At 68.2% G+C, this 15,753-nt stretch carries 11 protein-coding genes, 1 pseudogene and 1 riboswitch; of the genes and pseudogenes, 4 read left to right on the forward strand and 8 right to left on the reverse strand.

The annotated features are described in order from the left end of the window. Nucleotides 1–11: 11 nt before the first annotated feature. Together cobN and cobW are read right to left on the reverse strand one after the other, a co-directional pair. Nucleotides 12–3,803 carry a cobaltochelatase subunit CobN gene (gene cobN / locus BBA01S_RS05925; protein WP_027815625.1) on the reverse strand — a complete coding sequence of 1,264 codons (3,792 nt, stop codon included), beginning with the start codon at nt 3,801–3,803 and terminating at the stop codon, nt 12–14. A gap of 48 nt (nt 3,804–3,851) precedes the next feature. Next, a complete protein-coding gene (gene cobW / locus BBA01S_RS05930; RefSeq protein WP_281176942.1) occupies nt 3,852–4,934 on the reverse strand; it encodes a cobalamin biosynthesis protein CobW in 1,083 nt (360 codons plus the stop codon). 227 nt (nt 4,935–5,161) lie between these two features. Beyond that, a riboswitch (cobalamin riboswitch) is annotated at nt 5,162–5,432 on the reverse strand. Nucleotides 5,433–5,692: 260 nt separating this feature from the next. On the opposite strand from cobW, the gene BBA01S_RS48010 reads away from it, so the two are divergent. The 4 genes from BBA01S_RS48010 to bluB are packed head-to-tail and all read left to right on the forward strand — an operon-like array spanning nt 5,693 to nt 8,715. Continuing rightward, the gene (locus BBA01S_RS48010; RefSeq protein WP_027815627.1) at nt 5,693–6,100 is read left to right on the forward strand and encodes a cobalamin biosynthesis protein; all 408 of its coding nucleotides are present in this window, start codon (nt 5,693–5,695) and stop codon (nt 6,098–6,100) included. 27 nt (nt 6,101–6,127) lie between these two features. Next, nucleotides 6,128–6,730, forward strand: a complete 603-nt coding sequence (gene cobO / locus BBA01S_RS05940; RefSeq protein ID WP_027815628.1) for a cob(I)yrinic acid a,c-diamide adenosyltransferase — start codon at nt 6,128–6,130, stop codon at nt 6,728–6,730. A gap of 4 nt (nt 6,731–6,734) precedes the next feature. Further along, the gene (locus tag BBA01S_RS05945) at nt 6,735–8,054 is read left to right on the forward strand and encodes a cobyrinate a,c-diamide synthase (protein WP_027815629.1); all 1,320 of its coding nucleotides are present in this window, start codon (nt 6,735–6,737) and stop codon (nt 8,052–8,054) included. Beyond that, a complete protein-coding gene (gene bluB, locus BBA01S_RS05950; RefSeq protein ID WP_027815630.1) occupies nt 8,038–8,715 on the forward strand; it encodes a 5,6-dimethylbenzimidazole synthase in 678 nt (225 codons plus the stop codon). The genes BBA01S_RS05945 and bluB overlap by 17 nt, the downstream gene beginning before the upstream one ends. A 5-nt stretch (nt 8,716–8,720) precedes the next feature. Here bluB and BBA01S_RS40225 read toward each other — a convergent pair whose 3' ends face one another. The 6 genes and pseudogenes from BBA01S_RS40225 to BBA01S_RS47850 form a co-directional block, all read right to left on the reverse strand. Next, entirely contained in the window at nt 8,721–9,344 is a 624-nt protein-coding gene (locus BBA01S_RS40225) for a DUF4136 domain-containing protein (protein ID WP_052391684.1), read from the reverse strand. A gap of 73 nt (nt 9,345–9,417) precedes the next feature. Next, on the reverse strand, nt 9,418–11,874 hold the full coding sequence (locus tag BBA01S_RS05960) for a CHASE2 domain-containing protein (RefSeq protein ID WP_052391685.1): 2,457 nt from the start codon (nt 11,872–11,874) through the stop codon (nt 9,418–9,420). 9 nt (nt 11,875–11,883) lie between these two features. Next, entirely contained in the window at nt 11,884–13,272 is a 1,389-nt protein-coding gene (locus tag BBA01S_RS40230) for a FecR domain-containing protein (RefSeq protein WP_245641431.1), read from the reverse strand. A gap of 5 nt (nt 13,273–13,277) precedes the next feature. Further along, a complete protein-coding gene (locus BBA01S_RS05970; protein ID WP_027815632.1) occupies nt 13,278–13,976 on the reverse strand; it encodes a response regulator transcription factor in 699 nt (232 codons plus the stop codon). A gap of 288 nt (nt 13,977–14,264) precedes the next feature. Further along, nucleotides 14,265–14,684, reverse strand: a complete 420-nt coding sequence (locus BBA01S_RS40235) for a hypothetical protein (RefSeq protein ID WP_042296078.1) — start codon at nt 14,682–14,684, stop codon at nt 14,265–14,267. Nucleotides 14,685–15,364: 680 nt separating this feature from the next. Next, a pseudogene (locus BBA01S_RS47850) lies at nt 15,365–15,753 on the reverse strand (SH3 domain-containing protein); the annotation flags it as partial.

Consider the following 15,753-nt stretch of genomic DNA (forward strand, 5'->3'; position numbering starts at 1 on the left):
TTGGCCTTCTTTCATCGGCCTTCAACGCGTTCGCCCGCTTCGAGCAGGCGCTGTTCGATCTGCGCGCGATGCTCGCCGGGTTCCTGCCAGAGGCCGCGCTGCATCGCTTCGATCAAGCGTTCGCAGATCGCGTGCAGGGCGTGCGGATTGTGGCGCTCCATGAAGGCGCGCGTGTCGTCGTCGTGCACGTAGGCATCGGCGACCAGCGCGTATTGATGATCGCCCACCACGCGCGCCGTCGCGTCATAGCCGAACAGGTAATCGACCGTCGCCGCCATTTCGGCCGCGCCCTTGTAGCCGTGGCGCTTCACGCCGTCGATCCACTTCGGGTTCACCACGCGCGAGCGGATCACGCGCGCGATCTCCTCGTGCAGCGGCCGGATGCGCGGCGCAGCGGGGTTGCTGTGATCGGCGTGATAGAGCGTGGGCTGCGCCTGCGAGAAGTGCCGCGCCGCCGCCGCCATGCCGCCCTGGAACTGGTAGTAGTCGTTCGAGTCGAGCAGGTCGTGTTCGCGGTTGTCCTGGTTCTGCAGGATCACGTCGATGGACGCGAGGCGCTTGCGGAACGCGTCGCGCGCCTCGTCGCCGCCGCTCTTCTGTGCATACGCATAGCCGCCCCACGCCTGGTACGCGAGCGCGAGATCGGCGTCGGTCTGCCATTGCCGGTGATCGATCATCGACTGCAGGCCCGCGCCATACGCGCCCGGCTTCGCGCTGAAGACGCGCCAGCCCGCGCGGCGGCGCGCTTCGCCCGCTTCCATGCCGTCCGCGACCAGGGCGTCGCGTTCGCGCTGGATGCGCGCGCGCAGCGGGTTCAGATGCTCGGGCTCGTCGAGTTCGGCGACGGCCTGCACCGCGGCGTCGAACAGGTGCATCACGTTCGGGAACGCGTCGCGGAAGAAGCCCGACACGCGCAGCGTGACGTCGATACGCGGACGATCGAGCGCCTCCACCGGCATGATCTCGAAGTCGATCACGCGCTGGCTGCCCGCCGCCCACTTGGGACGCGCGCCGATCAGCGCGAGCGCCTGGGCGATATCGTCGCCGCCGGTGCGCATGGTCGCCGTGCCCCACACCGATAGCCCAATGGCGCGCGGATAGTCGCCATGCTCCTGCAAATGCCGCTCGATCAGCTGTTGCGCCGATTTCAGGCCAAGCGACCACGCGGCCTGCGTCGGCACGGCGCGCGTATCGACCGAGTAGAAATTGCGGCCCGTGGGCAGTACATCGGGACGGCCGCGCGAGGGCGAACCGCTCGGGCCAGGCGGCACGAAGCGGCCTTCGAAACCGCGCCGCAACTGGCGCAGTTCTTCATGCCCGCAAGCGTCGAGTCGCGGCAGCACGTCGTCGCGCAAACGCGCGATGACGCGCGCCGCGTGCGGCAGCGTCGCAGCAATTTCATCGAACGCTTGCGCCGCTTCGCACGCACGCGCGAGCAGCGTCGCCGCCAGTGCTTCCAGGCGCTCGCGCGTGTCGCCCGCATGCCGCCACGGCCCATCGATGGCTTCCACGAGCAACGCGGGACGCGCGCCAGTCCACGGCGCAGCCCAGTCGACGCTCGCCGCATCGAGCAGATGATCGATGTCGAAGTCGCGCGCCAGCGCGTCGATCAGGCCCGCGTTCGCGCCCTGCCCGTCGCCGCACGCATAACGCCCGAGCGCGAGCAGCGTATCGCGCCGCTGCGTGCCTTGCGGCGATTCGCCGAAGGTATGCAGGCCGTCGCGGATCTGCGCCTCTTTCAGTTCGCACAAGTAAGCATCGGCGCGCGTGAGCAGTTCGTCTTCGCCCTCCTGGTCCTGCGGCGCGGCGACGCTCAGTTCCTCGTGCAGCTTGTGCTCGATGATGGTCGCGAGAATCGTCTTGCGCAGCAGCTTCGCGCGGCGCGGGTCGACCATCAATGCTTCGTAATACTCATCGACCTGACGCTCAAGATCCTGCAACGGCCCGTAGTTTTCGGCGCGCGTGAGCGGAGGCATGAGGTGATCGACGATCACGGCCTGGGCGCGGCGCTTGGCCTGGCTGCCCTCGCCCGGATCGTTGACGATGAACGGATACAGATGCGGCAGCGGGCCGAGCGCCATGTCGGGCCAGCAGGTATCGGCAAGCGCCACGCTCTTGCCCGGCAGCCATTCCAGGTTGCCGTGCTTGCCGACGTGCGCAATCGCATCGATGCCGAAGTGCTCGCGCAGCCAGAAATAGAACGCCAGATAGGCGTGCGGCGGCACGAGATCGGCGTCGTGATAGTTCGCGTAGCTGTCGTCGCCGCGCGAGCGCGACGGCTGAATGCCGACGAAAATCTGCCCGCAGCGCCAGCCCGCGATCATGAAGCGGCCGCGGCGCACGGTCGGATCCTGCTCCGGCGCGCCCCAGCGCGCGATCAGCGCGTTCTGCGCTTCAACCGGCAGTTGCGCGAAACGCGCGCGGTAATCGTCGAGCGAAAGACTCTGCCACGCAGGCCGCAGTGCACGCGTGTCCGGATCGTTGGTCACGCCCTGCGTAAGCGTGTGCATGAGCGCTTCGCCGTCCTCGGGCAAATCGCCCACGCGATAGCCCTCGTCGCCCAGCATGCGCAGGATGTTGACCACCGACGCGGGCGTATCCAGCCCCACGCCGTTGCCGATGCGCCCTTCGCTCATCGGATAGTTGGCCAACACGAGTGCGAGTTTTTTCTCCGCGTTCGGCAGCGTGCGCAGGCGGCACCAGCGCCGCGCGAGTTCGGCCACGAAGGCCACGCGTTCAGCGTCGGGTTGATAGCGCACGACATCGACCTGGGTGTCCTTGCAGTGGTACGCAAGGCCCTTGAAGCTGATCGCACGCGTGATGACGCGGCCATCGACTTCGGGCAGCGCGATATGCATGGCGATGTCGCGCGAATTCAGGCCGTGGTTGTCCTTGACCCAGTCGTCGCGGTTGCCGCCGCTCAGGATGACCTGGAGCACGGGCGCGTCGCCCGCGAGCGCGAGCGGCTCCGGATCGTCGAGCGACGACGCCGCGAACGCCGTGGTGTTGAGCACGAGCGCGATGTCGTGTTCGGCGGCCATACGGTCGAGCACGTCGCGGCTGATCGCGTCCTTGAGCGAGGTGATCGCGAGCGGCAGCGGGTTCAGCCCGCGCGCCAGCAGCGCGTCGATCAGCGCGTCGAAGGCGGCCGTGTTGGCAGCCTGCAAATGCGCCTTGTAAAACAGGATCGCGACAACGGGCGCGCCCGGTTGCCAGCGCGCGCGCCAGTCCTCGACGGTCGCGACGTCGCGCGCCGGATGGTAGAGCGACGCGGCGGGCAGCACGACCGGCGGCGCCGGTTCCGCGCCAAAGCCGAACGCCTGCCACGCGAGCGCGCGCAGGAAACCTTCGGCATTGGCCGCGCCGCCTTCGCGCAGATAACGCCAGAGCAACCGGCAGAATTCCGGTTCCGCGCGGCTCCTCGCGATCAGATTGGGATCTTCCTGCAGGTCGCCGGAAAACATCGCGAGCAACTGGCCGCGCTGTTGCGCCAGCGTCGTGACCTGTTCGATGCCGTACGGCCAGTAGGCTTCGCCGCCCAGGTGATCGACCACGACGACCTTCGCGTGCTGCAGCACGTCGTCGACGTAAAAGTCCACCGAAGCAGGCTGGCGCAGGTACGTCACGTTGGCGAGCCGCACGCTCGGGAAACCGGCGGGCAGGCGCGGCACGATGCTCGCGAGCAGGGCGAGCGTCGTATCGGCGGAACTCAGCACGACGATGTCGGCGGGCTGCTGGTCGATGCGGATGACGCCCTGCGTATCGTCGACGAAACCGCCCGGTGTGGTGCGCAAAAGATGCATGGCGGTTCCGTCAGTGCAAGCTTGAAGAAGTAAAGAACGAGCGCGCGCTTATTGCGCAACGGCCGCGAGCGCCGCGTCGAACGCGGCTTGCAGCACCGCCGCGTCGAGGTCTTCGCCGATCAGCACGAAGCGGCTCGCAAGCGTGCCGTCCGCCAGCGCCGCGCTTTCCTGCGCGTTCCAGCGGCGGTCGAAATAGCTGTCGAAGCGGCGGCCCACGCCCTGGATCACGAGGCGCATCGGCGCGCCCGGTAGCGCGGCGAAGCCTTTCGCGCGGTAGATCGTGTGCTTGTCGACGAGACCCTGAAGCACCTCGATCGCCGCTTCGCGCGACGCCACGCGGCCTTCGACCACGACCGAATCGAACTCGTCGTGATGGTGGTCGGCGTCGTCGGCGGAACCGTGGTGGTCGTGGCGCAGATGGATGCTTTCCTCCGACGCCGCTTCGAGGCCCAGCAGCGTATGCAGGTCGAGCTGGCCGTGCTGCGCGCGCACGATCTTCACTTGCGGCGGCAGTTCTTCGCGCAGTTCGGCGATCAGCGCGTCCTGGCCTGCTTCGTCGATCAGGTCGGTCTTGTTGAGGATCACGAGATCGGCCGCGCTCAACTGGTCTTCGAACAGCTCATGCAGCGGCGATTCGTGGTCGAGGTTCGGATCGGCCTTGCGCTGCGCGTCCACGGCCTGCGGATTGGCCGCGAACTGGCCGCTCGCGGCGGCGGGGCCGTCGACCACGGTCACGACCGCATCGACCGTGAACGCATTGCGGATCGACGGCCAGTTGAAGGCCTGCACGAGCGGCTTGGGCAGCGCGAGACCCGAAGTCTCGATCAGCACGTGGTCGATGTCGCCGCGGCGTTCGAGCAGTTGCTCCATCACCGGGAAGAACTCCTCCTGCACCGTGCAGCACAGGCAGCCGTTGGCCAGCTCATAAAGCTGGCCCGCCGTTTCGTTGCCGTTCTCGTCGCAGCCGATGCCGCAACCACGCAGGATTTCGCCATCGATGCCGAGTTCGCCGAACTCATTGACGATGACCGCGACGCGCAGGCCGCCCGCGTGCTGGAGGATATGGCGCAGCAACGTGGTTTTACCGCTGCCCAGAAAGCCGGTGACGATGGTGACGGGGATCTTGCGCATTTGCATGGGTGCTCCTTCGGCGCGGTGGCCGCAGGTGGAATGCGTCGCGCCAGTCGGCTCGCGCGCGTCGTCGTGGTTCCGCTGCCCGTGCAGTGCACAGCGCAGTCTGCCGGTCGGCAGACCTGACACGGTACAGCGTGGCAGCGGGCGAAACCTGGTAATGACGCGTCGCGGGCTCGCCCGGCGGACACAGGGAATTCATGGACGGTGCGCCGCATCCCCGCAGCGCGCGTCCCGCGTATCTGGCCGGTATCCGGACTGACGAAGCGCCGCTTCGCCTTCCCACGCGGGGCCTCGCGGCCCACCTGCGCAGTGGCGTTGCTTGAAGCGGCGTGCATCGGCTTGCGGCCGGTGCGTTCGTGTACCGTTGCGGGTGCAGTTCAGGCAGGCTGTCGCGTCGATGGCCGATGCCGATGGCCGATGCGATAGCTCCCTGATTCCCGTTTAACCGCGTGCAGAACGATCGCGCACGCGAGCACCAGAGTGCGTGCGAGTGTAGGCGCGGCCCACCCATGCGTCAACCGGACGAAGCGGCCCGGGACTGGCGCTGGAGCGACGATAGGGGCGCGCAAGCGTGTGCTATCGTAGCGCGCATTCCCGGCGGTCAATGGCAGCCAACGGCGCAGCTTCAACCGCGCGCCGGCAATCGCTCGTCACCCGTCACAGGCCGTATCCACGTGAATCGATCCCAAGCCGCCGCGCCCTTGCCCGATGCCCCCGCCCCGGCGGACAATGCGCTCCCGCACGCTGCGGCGCTCGTGCTCGCACTCGGCATAGGCTGCCGCAGCAGCGTGACGCTCGCGCAGATCGAGGCGGCGGTGCAGGCGCGGCTCGGCGCATGGCCGCTTGCCATGGTGAAAGTGCTCGCCACGCTCGACGCCAAAGCCGCCGAACCCGCGCTGCTCGCGTTCTGCGCCGCGCATGCGCTGCCGCTGCGCACCTTCACGCGCGAGCAGGTCGCCGCAATCGAATCCGATGCCGATGCCCTGCTTTCCGCGCCCAGCGCAGCGGCGCAAGCACGCTTTGGCGTGGCGGGCGTGTGCGAACCGTGCGCGCGCCTCGCAGCCGACGGCGGCCCGCTCGTGCGCGCCAAGCTCGCGCTCGACGGCGTGACCGTGGCGCTCGCAGCATTCGCCGCGTTCACGGCGCCTCTCACCGACAACTAACCCAGTACCCAGGACTGATCCGCGACGATGAAAACCGACCTCGAATCGCACCAGCGCATGACCCAACGCCGCCGCGAAGGCCACGAGAAAAAGCAGGCCGCCGCGACCCACGAAAAGGGCCTCCTGATCGTCAACACCGGCAACGGCAAGGGCAAGAGCACGGCGGCGTTCGGCATGGCCGTGCGCGTGCTCGGCCACGGCATGAAGCTCGGCGTGGTGCAGTTCATCAAGGGCGCGCTGCACACGTCCGAGCGCGACTTCCTCGCGAGCGTCGCGCATTGCGACTTCGTGACGATGGGCGACGGCTACACCTGGAACACGCAGAACCGCGACGCCGACGTCGCCACCGCGCGCAAGGGCTGGGACGAGGCGAAGCGCATGATCGAGAGCGGCGAGTACGGCATGGTGATCCTCGACGAGCTGAACACCGTGCTCAAGTACGAATACCTGCCGCTCGATGAAGTGCTGGCCGTGCTCACCGCGCGCGGGCCGATGCAGCACGTCGTGGTGACGGGCCGTCACGCGCCCGACGCGCTGATCGAAGCCGCCGATCTCGTCACCGAAATGCGCCTCGTGAAGCATCCGTACCGCGAGCAAGGCGTGAAAGCGCAAAAGGGCGTGGAGTTTTGACGCGATGAACACGATGAGCGCGAAGCTCGCGTGCCCGGCGCTGTTCATCAGCGCGCCCGCCTCGGGCCAGGGCAAGACCACGCTCACGGCCGGGCTTGCGCGCCTGCATCGGCGCGAGGGGCGACGCGTGCGCGTGTTCAAGACCGGCCCGGATTTTCTCGATCCGATGATCCTCGCGCGCGCGAGCGGTGCGCCGGTCATGTCGCTCGATCTCTGGATGGTGGGAGAAGCGGGCTGCCGCGCGCTGCTCGCGCAGGCGGCGGCCGAAGCGGACTTGATCCTGATCGAAGGCGTGATGGGTCTGTTCGACGGCACGCCGAGCAGCGCCGACCTGGCCACGACATTCGGCGTGCCGGTGGCCGCCGTGATCGGCGCGAATTCGATGGCGCAGACCTTCGGCGCGCTGGCGTTCGGCCTCGCGCGCTATCGCGCCGACGTGCCGTTTCATGGCGTGCTCGCCAATCGCGTGGGCTCGCCGCGCCACGCACAGATGCTGCAGGAAGGCTTGCCCGCCGATATCCGCTGGCTCGGCCATGTGGCGAGCGATGCGCAGTTTTCGCTGCCCGACCGGCATCTGGGCCTGCACCAGGCCAGTGAAATCGCCGATCTCGACGCACGCATCGAACGCGCCGCCGATGCGCTCGCGCAGACCGCGCTGGCCGAACTGCCGCCTGCGGTGACGTTCGATGCGCCGGAAGGCGAAACCGTGCAGCCGCGTTTGCTCGACGGCCAGCACATCGCTGTCGCGCGCGACGCCGCGTTCTCGTTTGTCTATCCGGCCAACCTCGCGCTGCTCGAAGCGCTCGGTGCGCGGGTGAGCTTCTTTTCCCCGCTCGCCGACGAAGCCGCGCCCGCCGACGCACACGCCGTCTATCTGCCCGGCGGCTATCCCGAACTGCACGCGGCAACGCTCGCCGCGAACGCGCGCAGCGCAAGCTCGCTGCGTGCACATGCCGAAGCCGGCAAGCCCCTCGTCGCCGAATGCGGCGGCATGCTCTATCTGCTGGACGCGCTCACGACCGTGGACGGCACACGCACGCCCATGCTCGGCCTGCTGCCCGGCGAGGCCGTCATGCAAAAGCGCTTCGCGGCGCTCGGCATGCAGCGGCTCGACGGCGCGCACGGCACGCTCACCGGCCACACGTTCCACTACTCGCGCGTGAGCACACCGCTTGCGCCCACATTGCGCTCGCGCCACGCCCAGACCGCAGCGGACGGCGAAGCGCTCTATCGCCACGGCGCGATCACCGCGACCTATATGCACGCCTACTGGCCTTCCAATCCGGCCTTCGCGGCCGCCCTCTTCCATGGCACAACCCTTTGACGAAGCCGAACGCGCGGCGGTTTACCGCGCGATCTACGAGCGACGCGACATGCGTCACTTCGCACCCGGCCCCGTCGATCCGGCGGTGCTCGCGCGGCTGCTCGACGCGGCCCATCACGCGCCGAGCGTGGGCTTCATGCAGCCGTGGCGCATCGTGCGCATCACCGACGCCGCCGTGCGCGAGCAGCTTCAGCAAGCCGTCGAGCGCGAACGCCTCGCGACCGCCGACGCGCTAGGCCAGCGTCGCGACGAGTTCATGAAGCTCAAGGTGGAAGGCATGCGCGAATGCGGCGAACTGCTGGTCGTCGCGCTGATGGATCGTCGCGAGGCGCATATTTTCGGCCGCCGCACGCTGCCGGAAATGGATCTCGCCTCGGTGGCATGCGCGATCCAGAACATGTGGCTCGCGGCGCGCGCCGAAGGCCTGGGCATGGGCTGGGTGTCGATCTTCGATGTCGACGAAGTGCACGCGCTGCTGGGCATGCCGCCGGGCGCCAAGCCGGTGGCGATCCTGTGCGTCGGCCACGTGGCGGAGTTTTATCCGAAGCCGATGCTCGAAATGGAGCATTGGGCCGAACGCAAGGATCTGGGCGAATGCGTTTATGAGAACCGCTGGCCGCAATCGTGCGGCTCGAAAGACGAGTCAGAGCCGCAAGGCTGACACCGCTATTGCGCGAGCGGCGTGACCGAGGTGACTTCGGGCATCGCCGGCGTGCCGCCCTGGGCGCTCGCGGGCGCCGCGTCTTTCATCTTCACGCGCCATTGCGGCGCGCCCGCGTAAGGCATCTTCGCCAGCGCGCCCGCGACCAGATAGGGCAGCGCCTGCTGCGCGTCGGCGTTGCGGTCGCGTTTTTCCGCGCTCACCTTGTAGGCTTCGTGACCGTCGGGCAGCGCGAAAAAGCGCAGCGTGAGCGTATGCACATATCGACGGCCGAACCACGGCAGCGACGGCCCTTCGGCAGGCACGCAGCCCCCCTTGCAATCGCCCGTGGCGACGGTGATATCGGCGGGACGTGAAGCCCATGCCGCCGAGACGAGATAGCGGGCGGCGTCGGCCGCGCCTTGCTGGAAACCGCGTTGCGCGAGGCCTTCGCGCAGCATGGCTTCGTAAGGCAGGTTGTCGCCCGCATCGGCCTGCGCGGGCGTGCGGGCAAAACGGTAGGTCGATACCGTGCCCTTCAGGCCCGCCGGAGGGAGGTCGCCACTCGCCTGCACATCGGTGCTCGCACTGGCACAGCCAGCCAGCACGGCCACCATCGACACGGTGCAGATCGTCAACAGGAACTTCACTGCTTACTCCATCAGAATCTTCGCCAGCGGGTTCCGGCAACGCTCAGGCAGAGTCAGGCAACGCCCGCAGCCCTCAATCGGGCGCTTCCAGCGCGGGCAGCGACATGGTCACCGTCGTGCCCTCGTCGGGCATGCTCTCGACGTGGACGTCGCCGCCATGGCGCGTCACCACCGTCTTCACGAACGCCATGCCGAGCCCCGCGCCGCTCACCTCGGGCCGCTGCCCTGCGTGAAACCGGCGGAACGGCTCGAACAGCTTGGCCTGATCCTCAAGCGGAATGCCGTAGCCCTGATCGCGGATCGAGCAGATCACGCGCGGGGCCGAACCCTCCACGACAGCGATACTACAGATAATTCTGGTATTGGGTGGGCTGTATTTCACCGCATTGTTAAGAAGGTTGACGAGCGCGCGGGTCATCAGCGAACGGTCGGCGTTGATCCAGCCCATCTCCTCGCCATCGAAGGCGGTCTCGACCTGGATGTGCTTGGCGCTGGCCTGCGGCCAGACTTCATCGCTTGCGTCGATGGCGAGTTCCGTGAGGCTGGTCGGTTCCAGCGCATAGGCCTGCGATTCGGCGCGCGCGAGTTGCACGAAGTCGTCGGCAAGCGTGAGCGAGCGGCGCGCATAGCGCTCGATGCGATCCATCACCTCGCGCACGGGCCCGGCCGCCAGCGTGCCGCGCTCGCGCTCGGTCTCGACCAGCGCGACGATCGACGCCTGCGGCGAGCGCATGTCGTGCGAAAGCAGGCGCAGCGCGTCCTCGCGCTGGCGCTCGGCGTCATGCAGCGCCGTCACGTCAACAAGACCCGCGATCCAGCCCACGCCCTGCCCCTGCGCATTGGTGCAGTTCGCGTAACGCAGCAGGTAGTCGCTGCCGTCGCGTGCGCGCACTTCGACGCCGCGCTCCATCAGTTGCGCATAGTCGCCCAGCGCCGGATCGAGCGGCGCGGGCCAGTGCGCATGCGCGAACGCAAACGTGTCCGGATTCGGGTCGATCGGCTTGACGAGCGCGAGGTCGCCGAACACGTCCTTCATGCGTCGCCCCTCCGCCATGCCGATGTTCATGCTCGTGAAGTACGCGCGCGCCGCGTGGTTGGCAATCAGCACGACGCCTTGCAGGTCGGTCACGAGCAAGGGCTCGGGAACGGAATCGAGGCTGTCCCACACAAAGCGCCGCATGTCCTGCAGGCGCTGCGCGGCCTGCGCCATCAGCGCCATCTGCTGGGCCAGCACATCGCCGCCGAATTCGCGCGCGGGCGCGGGCGCTTCGGGCAACAGATAGGGTTCGTCGGCGAGCTGTTTGAGCTCCTTGCGCAGATACGCCATCGTCATTTCGAGACGCCGCCAGCCCCACAGCGGATACACCAGCGCAAGCGCGAGCAGCGCGGGCACGGGCGCAAGCCAGAGGCGCGCAAAGTACAGCAGCGCGGCGCTGGCCACCAGCGTGACGAGCGCGAGAAACGGCAGCAGCAACAGCGAGCGCAGCGGCGAAAGCACCAGGAAGCCGGCCAGCAGCAAGGCTAGCGGCAGCATCGATGCCAGCACGACGACGAGGCGCGAAGCCGGTTCGATCGCCGAGCCGGAAAGCAGCGTGTCGAGCACGAGCGCGTGGATATCGACGCCCGGCATCGGCCCGAGCGTGCCCGAAAGCGGCGTGGCGAAGCGGTCGTAAAGTCCGGAAGCCGTCACGCCGACCAGCGCCACGCGGCCACGCAACAGATCGCGCGGCGCCCGGCCTTCGAGCACCTGCGCGAACGAAACCTTCTTGTACGACTGCGTCGTACGGCTGAACGGCAGCAGAAAGCGCGCTTCGCTGCCGGATTCGTCCGCGCGCAGCACCTTTGCGTCGGCGCGCCTGAGTGCAGCGGTGGGCGGATAAGGCGTGCTCGCCAGCGTGATCCGGCCGTCCCGCGCGGCGCGCCAGAGCGGCTCCATCAGTTGCGGCCAGCGCTGCTGCGCATCGCCTTCGAACAGCGCGACGCTGCGCACGATGCCGTCGCCATCGACTTCGAGATTGATGTGGCCGAGGCTCGCGGCGGCGTCGGCAAGCGGCGCGACCGGCTTCACGACCTGGCGGCGGCCATCGGCGGCTTCATCGGCGGGAGACAGGAGCACGGGCAGGAACGCGGGACGCTCGCGCAACGCGGCGCCAAAGCGCGCGTCGTCGGGCGAGGGTTCGGTGAAGAGCACGTCGTAGACGACGGCCGACGCGCCCGCCTTCACCAGTTGGTCGACAAGCTGCGCGTGGACGCTGCGCGGCCACGGCCAGCGGCCCAGCGCCGCGACGCTCGCGTTGTCGATTTCCACGACCACGATGTCGGGCGACACGGGCCGCTCGCGCGCGGCCAGGAAGCGGTCGTAGACCAGCGAGTCGGCGCTGAGCGTCCAGTGCGTGAGCACGCTCAGCAGGACGATGGCGACGCCCGCACACGCCACGCCCAGCCACTCGAACAGGAAGCGCCGGCGTACGGGGCTGCCCGACCGCCCTGGACGACCCGGTCGCAGGCTCGTGCGCGCGCCGACGCTCATGCGCGCGCCTTACCAGTCAAGCCGGAACGACTGAACCGGGCTGGCCTTCTGGTAGTAGCGCCCGCCTTCGAACTGCTCGGCGATCACGCTCCAGTAGTACACGCCCTTGGGCAGGTCGCGCACGACCACCTGGCCGTCCTTGATGTCGGTGCGATCGACGAGCGGCGTGCCCAGGTCCGGCGATGCCGCCAGCACGAAGCGAAAACGCGTGTCGCCCGCGCCGCGGTTGACGAACCAGCGGAACGCGTAGTCGCGCGAGTTTTCGACGCGGCCCGCCGTGGCGTCCAGAGACACGCGGCGGCGTTCGAACGCATAGGTGGACGGCATGCCTTCGAGGCCGTTTTCGTCGATGGCCGTCAGGCGCACGAAGTAAGTCCCGTCGTCGAGCGAGCCGACGTCGACATGCGCGTTATCGGTGCGCAAATCGCGGATCAGATCGAGCAGGCCCGCGTCGCGGCCGACCTGCACACGGTAGCCATGGGCAAGCGTGATGGGCGCGAGATCGAAGGCAACCACGGCGTCGTCCTGGATCTTCGCGGGATTGCGCAGCTCCGGCGCGTCGAGCAGCGGCACCGGCGTGCCGACCGCGCGGCCCGCGAGCGTGAGGCTGCCGTGCCGGGCCGCGACGAGTTGCGTCGAAGCCGCCAGCGGCATGCCGGGCGCAGGCGCGACGGACGCCGTCTGCCCTGGCGGCGCGGCATCGACGCCCACCGCGCCTTCTAGCACTTCGACCGCCGTCGAGCCTTTGTCGCCGTCGTAATTCACGCGAAAGCTCGTGCCGCGCACGCCCGCGACCACCGATGGCGAGCGGATCTGGAAGCGATCGTCCTTCTTCGTGGCGTGCGTGACCTCGGTGTTCACCTCGCCGTGCTGGAGGTTGACGATGCGATCGGTCGAGCCTGTGAGCGCCGTCTGGCGCAGCGTGGCGAGATCGAGCGCGGTGCCCGGCGGAATCACCAGATGCGAGCCGTCGGACATTTCAAGCGTGGCGAAGCCGTTGTCGCCGGTCTGGACATGCTCGCCTTCGACCAGGTTCGCGCCGACGATCAACGGCAACTGCGGGCCGCTGCCGAAGGTGTGGCTCGCGGGCCCCGACGTCGCGATCACGCGCGCGCTCAAACCGTCCTGGCGCAGCAGCGCGACGGGCACGCGCAGCGCCGTGCCCGGCTTCAGGCGGCGCGGCGCGCTCACGCGGTTCAGGCGCGCAAGCTGAGTCCAGTCGGCGGGATCGCGCAAATAGCGCTGCGCGATGTCGTAGAGCGAATCGCCGGAACGCGTGACGTAGATCGTGGTTTCCGGCGACTTGCTGGCTGCGTGGGTGGGCTGGTGGGCGAGCTGATGAGCGTGCGCGGTGGACAGCAGGCCGAGCGCCAGCGCACATACGAATGTCGAACGCACGCCGCTCAAGCCGCGTCCCCTTCGATACGTTCGAGCCGGTAGCCGTAGCCATAGATCGGCGTGAGGCGATAGCCGTTTTCGGGACGCAGCCCGAGCTTCGATCGCAGCATCGACACGTGCGTGTCCATGGTGCGCGACGGAATGTCGTCCGACTGCTTCCAGATGACGTCGAGGATGTGCGCACGCGAGAGCGGGCGGCTCAGGTGCTGGAACAGCAGCAGCGCAAGTTCGAACTCCTTCTGCGTGAGCGCGACCGCCTTGCCGCCCACCGACGCCTGGCGCGACTTCAGGTCGAATTCGTAGTCGCCGAACACTTCCTTCTGCGCCGGCGCATGGAGCTGATAGGCGCGGCGCAGCAGCGAGCCGACGCGCGCGAGCAGCACAGGCGCGGACACCGGCTTGACCACGTAATCGTCGGCGCCGCTGTTGAGCATCAGTGCGATATCGACTTCGCGGCTGCGGCTCGTCATGAACAGCACCGGCAGGCGCGTGGAGAGGCTCTGGCGCACCCAGTGCAGGACTTCGTCGCCAGCCATGTCGGGGACGTTCCAGTCGAGCACGAGCAGGTCGAACGTCTGCCGCCTGAGCTGCTTGACGAGATCGCCGCCCTTGGCGAACGCGTGACAGACATGGCCCGCGGCGGCCAGCGTTTGACAGACGAAATCGGTTTGCGCCGCATCGTCATCGAGTACTGCGATTCTCATAGTGCCCTGCACCCAGTTCGTTATTCATCTTCTCGGGCCAGGCCGGCAGTGCTGCCGCCCGGACTCCCTACCCAATCTCTTGCCGCGCAGCCCCTGCCGCGCGCCCAATCCGCTACTCTCGCCGCGTCTTGAAACAAATGGGAGAACCAGCGAAACACCGGCCGCCCAGCCACCCATCCATCGAGATCGGAACCCGGATTTCGCTCATGGTAGTCGAAATCGCTCCCATGCCGAGCCGCCGGGGCCTGGTGGCCGCTCGCCTGCTGGTGGCCTGCTGGTGGCCGGCCCTTACCGTTGCCTTGTCGGCGTCCCGTCAGCGGGATCCGCACTACCGCCTGTCCCAGCCCCCTGCGCGCCCGCCTGCGGCAACCCCGCGAGCACCGCGACCAGCTGCACGCGCACGTGCTCCCAGGCGGCATGGGCGTAATCGGCTTGCACAGCGGCACGCGACTGCGCGAGCACGAACGCGCGCAGCACCGTCGACGAGCACTGCGTCAACTTCTCCGAACGCCCGAAGCGCGACTGGCGCAAGACTTCGCTGAGCCACGGCAGTTCTGCCTCGCAGGAGTCCGCATAGGCCTCCATGGCCGCGCGCGCGTGACGGTCGCGCACCAGATCCAGTTCGATTCGATCGAGGTTGTGGCTGCGGCTCGTGTCGCTCACGCGCGAGCCGGGAGGAAAACGGATGCTGCCGGAACGGAAAAACATGACCCACCTCGTGTTGCCGCCAGGCCCGGCCACAGGATCGCCGCGCCGCTTCGTGAGCGAAGCCTGGCGCGCGGATCTGGCTGGTCGGACTTGTGAATGAAAAACGAGTGGCGACAGCACGGGCTGCGCTGCGTGGTCTCCGGCGGCCCTTCCCCCGGACTCGGGCCACCGGCGCAGTCGCCGCCTTCACGGCGCGTCGCGTGCAGACTGGCATCACCGCCCGACGCCTCGTCTGCGGACTGCAACCGATCTCAAACTGGCGTTCCCGACGCCATCGCCACTCCTACTGCCAGGCGCTGTTGTCCAGCGTTATACGGCGGGTTCGAACCCGCTCTGGCTGCCTCGCCACCGGCGCGCCGCCGTGTCCCGACCGCGCCAGCCCCCGTAGCCCATATACGTTATGCGGCGTGCGCGAGATGCGCGCTGCATGCTGCGGCCCAGGTGTTTCTGGAGCCGCGATGGACTATTGTCGCCAATTGCGTCCGAATCTACTGTCAGGGATTGTTAAATCCTTCAGACGAGAAGCGGCGCGATGACGCAGGCAGGCGAACATCATCGGAATCCTTACTAATTAGGAAGAAAGCGGAACGGAGAGGCAGTGGCTCGTGGTTTATCGTAAACAAGATAAAAACGGGCGCTCTGTCAGAGCGCCCGTCGTGAACGGCTGAAACAGCGGGAAATCAGTTCGGCTGTCGCCGGTCGTCGTGATTTCCGCCTCCGCCCTGGCTGGGCGCATGTCCCCCTCCGCCTTGCGGCGGCCCTTCGCGGCCATGTTCCATTGGCGGCCCGCCCGGCCCTGCCGGTCGGCCACCACCCTGCATCTGGGGAGGCGCCGCCGCAGGGCGCGGCGCGTTGTTTTGCTGCGGCATCGGTGGCCGCGGCGCATTCATGGCGGGTGGGCGTGGCGCATCCACGCGCTCGCCGCCGTTCATCGGCGCACGGCCCTGTGGCGGCTCACCGTTGCCCGGCGCGGGCGGACGGCCCGCTCCGGGCGGCGGTGCGCCATTGTTGACCGGCGCCCCCGGCCCACGCGCCCCACCGGCCTGCGGCGCGGGCGGACGGCCCGGCA

The sequence above is a fragment of the Paraburkholderia bannensis NBRC 103871 genome (assembly GCF_000685015.1).
GTDB lineage: Bacteria > Pseudomonadota > Gammaproteobacteria > Burkholderiales > Burkholderiaceae > Paraburkholderia > Paraburkholderia bannensis.